The organism is uncultured Agitococcus sp., from assembly GCF_937920075.1.
Taxonomy (GTDB): domain Bacteria; phylum Pseudomonadota; class Gammaproteobacteria; order Pseudomonadales; family Moraxellaceae; genus Agitococcus.
In genome coordinates this window covers 1-4,229 of sequence record NZ_CALETI010000388.1, presented here as the reverse complement: position 1 = coordinate 4,229, position 4,229 = coordinate 1, and the positions used below count along the sequence as shown (strand labels likewise).

The following is a 4,229-nucleotide window of genomic DNA, read 5'->3' as shown; positions in this document are numbered from 1 at the left end:
AAATCATAACTACGATACCCGTACCGACACCTTGATAGCTAAAAGCCAAAATTATTGCCGGAATAGAAGCGATTATTGGACCAAAAACTGGAATAATTTCCAACAATCCAGCAATAACCGCAAGTACAAGAGCGTGTGGCACATTTGCAATTACTAAAACAAGATATACCAAGACTCCGACTATAAGACCGAGAACGACCTGCCCTTGCAACCATAAAGCCATTTTTCTTTGTGATCTTTTCCATAAATTGATGATGTAATCATGATGTCTTACCGGTGCTACAATTCTCAAAAATTCTCCTACGCCGTCAGTTTTCATTGCCAAATAAAATGACAAGACCATAATAATGATAAAGGAGAAAAAACCACCAAAAATCTTTGATGCGGTTTCGAAGGCTCCTGTGCTTGTGCCAACAATACCAAACAAAACCAATGGCATCAGTGTTGACGAAGCACGTTTATTATTACAAAGCTTACTGCCAACAGGGATTAAAGATCGTAGCGGCTGGCGTGATGATATTTTATCGGCGTTTACTGGCCTAAAAATCCCCTATGAAGCACAATATTTTTGTGGGGCATTAGCGATTATTGAACAAGAGTCGAGTTGGCAAAGTGACCCTACAGTGGCTAATTTAAACAAAATTGTTTGGCAAGAAATCGAAAAACGTGCTGATAAATATCATATTCCGATGTTTGCCGTTAAATTAGCCTTGTTAAAACCTTCACCCGATGGCCGTAGTTATAATGCGCGGATTGATGCGCTAAGAACCGAAAAACAAATGAATGCTTTGTTTGAGGATATTGTCAGTGATGCCCAAAAAATTGGTTTACCCTTTTCGATGAAAAATCCGATTCGTACGGGTGGGCCCATGCAAGTTAGCGTAGAGTTTGCCGAAGCACACAGCAAAGCGTGGCCATATCCCTATAGTTATAAAGGCAGTTTGCGCCAAGAAGTGTTTAGCCGTCGTGGTGGTTTATATTTTGGTATTGCTAATTTATTGCAATATCGCGCCAACTACCCACAAATGAAATACCGTTTTGCCGATTTTAATGCAGGACGTTATAGCAGTCGTAATGCAGCTTTTCAGGCGGCTGTGAGCACATTAAGCAAAAAGAAATTGGTGTTGGATGGTGACTTATTGGTGTACACCAGCAACAAAGCCAGTAGCACTCAACAACAATTAGTGAAACTTGCTCCACGTTTGGGGTTATCTGCTAAAGCGATTGAACGAGATTTGCAATTAGAAAAAAGCGAAGCCTTTTATCAAACTGCCCTGTTTAAAAAAGTGTTTGAATTGGCCAATCAACAAACTGGCAAAAATTTACCTCAACAAGTGATGCCACAAATTAAATTGGTTAGTCCAAAAATTACCCGCAAACTGACCACAGAATGGTTTGCTGAGCGTGTAGATGGTCGTTATCAAACCTGTATGAATAAACAGAAGTAAAATCAGACCTCACCCTAACCCTCTCCTAACAGGAGAGGGAAAATTGTGACACTATTATTTTGCTTTATTTTTTTGTTGTTGATAGATAGCCAATGATTTAGATGCTTGTTGTTGAATTTTATTTTTCACTAAAGGTGTCCAACCCAACAATGTGCCTTTTAAACCTAACGCTTGGCTAGACCAACGCCACACATCAAATTTATCTTGTTGGGCGATAATTTTGCCATCTTTAAACGTAAAATAACTGTGAATATGATTAACCACGGTTCGGCCAGTTTGCGAAAAGGTATAAGTGGCTGTCCACTCTGCTTCGCCTTGTTGCTCACCCACTGTTAATACTTTGTATTGTAAAGAAAAGTCTTGAGCGCGTTCGGTTAACATTCGCCACATATCCCCTACTTGTTGTCCTTGTAAATTGCTAAATGCAGGGTCGCTAAACGTCGCATTATCGGCATAACTTTTTGCCATGGCTTCGCCATCTTTTTGCTGAAACGCTTTATAAAAATTATCCACTAATTGTTGATTTTGTTGAGCAGTCATAGATGTTTCCCCTAATGTTGTGATGGCGGTTGTTGGCTTAATGGTTGCTGAACTACACCCCATTAATATAGTCAATACCGATAAAGTTGCCATGTGACGCATAAATTTGCCTATTTTTTGTTTGCTGTTGATGTGGCTATTATCAGTTTTTAATATCAGCACCTCTATTGTCAATAATGACAATTTTGTGTTTAAAATAGACAAAAATCCTTGAGGCAAAATCATGATAAAAATTGCTTTAGTTGTTTGCCCACAAACCGTTATTTCTAGTTTGGCAATGGCACAAGATTGTTTTAATTTGGCTAATCAATTATCGGGTCAGACGTTATTTCAAATCTACAAAGTCAGTGTCGATGGTTTAAATGTCCATTTAAAAGATATGCAACTGAAAATGGATGGCGATTTGACCTTGGCCGAAAATGCCGATTTAGTGCTAATTCCTGCGATTGGTGCAAATGTTAAAGCAGTTATTGAAAGCAATCCATCATTGATAACATGGTTAGCTAAACACGCAAATAAACACTTAGCCAGTTTGTGTAGTGCGGCTTTTGTCTTGGCGGCTTCGGGTGTGTTAAATGGCTATAAAGCAACAACTCATTGGCATTTAGCCGATCATTTTCGTCGCTATTTTCCTTTAGTTAATTTGCATCCTGAACAATTAGTCACCCATGATGGGTTGCGATTTTGTTCAGGTGGTGCACAAGCAGGTTTGGATTTGTGTTTGTATTTAATTCAGTTTTATCAGGGTGATTGGTTAGCACGACAAGTGGCAAGTATGTTAGTGATGGATTATGGTCGAGGTGTACAAACGCGCTTTGTGCCACGTTTACCACCTGTACAACAACAAGACCCTGCCCTCGCACGTTTACAACGTTGGCTAGAGCAACATTATGCCCAAGCTTTGTCCTTAGAGGATATGGCACAACAATTACATTGCTCGCCACGCACAGTGATTCGTCGTTTTAAAGAAGCGACCCAACTCACTCCACATGATTATTTACAACGCGTGCGGATTAGTGCCGCTGAGTCCTTATTAGCAGAAGCCCACTACACCATTGACCAAATAGCCACACAAGTCGGTTATGAAGATCGCACTGCTTTTGCCAAATTATTTAAACAAATCACGGGTGAAACGCCTGCGGCTTATCGGCGGCGTTTTTTAGCACAACAGCCAAGTTAAATTTGCAGCATTTTTGCTAAACGTTTTAAACCTTTATCGGTAATTCGCACTTGGGTCACGACTTTGGTTTTGCCAGTTTTACTGGCTACTTCTACAGGTTGCAACACTAAATATTGTGCTTTAAGACGTTGTTGATAAGCATTCCATGCTTTTGCTTCTTTACGTTTAAAAATCCATTTATGTTCATGTAACCACGTAAAAAATTCTTTGGGAGGGATGCCTAAGATTTTGGCGGTATCGGTAATACATAAGCCTGTTGGTGAGCTAGATAACATGGCAAAATTCTCCTTGCTGATTCACAGTAGGCTTAGGTTATTAAATAATGTGAAATAAGCTGTACCTAAGCCTTTGTTTAATTTTACCGCAAATCTATTATTTACTCCTGCATCTTTCTTACTAAAACGTCAAATTATGTCGTCACAATGCCAAAAATTTCATCACCGCAGCAACGGTTTGTTGTGGGTCTTCTTCATGTGGTACATGACCTAAATTATCAAACACCACCAATTGACTGCCTTTGATATCTTGTTGAAAACGTTGAGCATATTCAACAGGAATTAATTGATCTTGTTTACCCCACAAAATTAAAGTGGGCATGGTTAGTTGTTTTACTTTTTCACTATCATTGGCACTAATTTGTTTAAAACGATCAACCAACGCCTGACGATTACCTTCTCTTAAGGTTAAGTCATAATAACGATCAACCAACTCAGCAGAAACTTTATTAGGGTCAGCATAAACATTACGCACACTGGCCTCAACCATATTGCGTGGCAAGGTGTATTCCATCATTTTGTTTAACACTTGCCATGTATGTAAACTAGCTGATGTACCATGTAACAACACAATCGGTACAGGGTCGGTTTTTACGCCTTCATCACGAATATGCACTTGTTGACCATCAACCGTCATAAATTGCGACGGCGCAACTGCCCAACGTGGACTTAATTCCGCCACCGTTTTATCTGGCACATATAAAGCATCTGCACTTAATAACAGTACCATCAACACTTGTAATGGTCAAGTAAAACAGGAGACTATTTCAGGCAGCTTGTCTTAAG

The 4,229-nt window shown here is 39.5% G+C and carries 6 protein-coding genes; 2 read left to right on the top strand and 4 right to left on the bottom strand.

All coding sequences use genetic code 11. From position 1 onward, the window contains the following. On the bottom strand, nucleotides 1-427 hold a 427-nt coding region (locus Q0212_RS13235; protein WP_297926297.1), incomplete at its 3' end, for an AI-2E family transporter. Between Q0212_RS13235 and Q0212_RS13230 the strand changes: the two genes are divergently transcribed. Then, complete coding sequence (locus Q0212_RS13230; RefSeq protein WP_297926295.1) at nucleotides 408-1,448, top strand: DUF1615 domain-containing protein; 1,041 nt, start codon at nucleotides 408-410, stop codon at nucleotides 1,446-1,448. The genes Q0212_RS13235 and Q0212_RS13230 overlap by 20 nt on opposite strands. A gap of 54 nt (nucleotides 1,449-1,502) precedes the next feature. Here Q0212_RS13230 and Q0212_RS13225 read toward each other — a convergent pair whose 3' ends face one another. Continuing rightward, complete coding sequence (locus tag Q0212_RS13225; RefSeq protein WP_297926293.1) at nucleotides 1,503-2,090, bottom strand: nuclear transport factor 2 family protein; 588 nt, start codon at nucleotides 2,088-2,090, stop codon at nucleotides 1,503-1,505. A gap of 121 nt (nucleotides 2,091-2,211) precedes the next feature. On the opposite strand from Q0212_RS13225, the gene Q0212_RS13220 reads away from it, so the two are divergent. Further along, nucleotides 2,212-3,168, top strand: coding sequence for a GlxA family transcriptional regulator (locus Q0212_RS13220; RefSeq protein WP_297926291.1), 957 nt, complete (start codon nucleotides 2,212-2,214; stop codon nucleotides 3,166-3,168). Here Q0212_RS13220 and Q0212_RS13215 read toward each other — a convergent pair. Continuing rightward, the gene (locus Q0212_RS13215) at nucleotides 3,165-3,443 is read right to left on the bottom strand and encodes a phage antirepressor KilAC domain-containing protein (protein ID WP_297926290.1); all 279 of its coding nucleotides are present in this window, start codon (nucleotides 3,441-3,443) and stop codon (nucleotides 3,165-3,167) included. The genes Q0212_RS13220 and Q0212_RS13215 overlap by 4 nt on opposite strands. 142 nt (nucleotides 3,444-3,585) lie before the next feature. Further along, on the bottom strand, nucleotides 3,586-4,173 hold the full coding sequence (locus tag Q0212_RS13210) for an alpha/beta hydrolase (RefSeq protein WP_297926288.1): 588 nt from the start codon (nucleotides 4,171-4,173) through the stop codon (nucleotides 3,586-3,588). Between the last annotated feature and the right edge of the window lie 56 nt (nucleotides 4,174-4,229).

Bases quoted from the DNA above. Each gene is read 5' to 3' on its own strand.
- Q0212_RS13225 (WP_297926293.1), bottom strand. From the start codon at position 2,090: ATGCGTCACATGGCAACTTTATCGGTATTGACTATATTAATGGGGTGT.
- Q0212_RS13220 (WP_297926291.1), top strand. From the start codon at position 2,212: ATGATAAAAATTGCTTTAGTTGTTTGCCCACAAACCGTTATTTCTAGT.
- Q0212_RS13215 (WP_297926290.1), bottom strand. From the start codon at position 3,443: ATGTTATCTAGCTCACCAACAGGCTTATGTATTACCGATACCGCCAAA.
- Q0212_RS13210 (WP_297926288.1), bottom strand. From the start codon at position 4,173: ATGGTACTGTTATTAAGTGCAGATGCTTTATATGTGCCAGATAAAACG.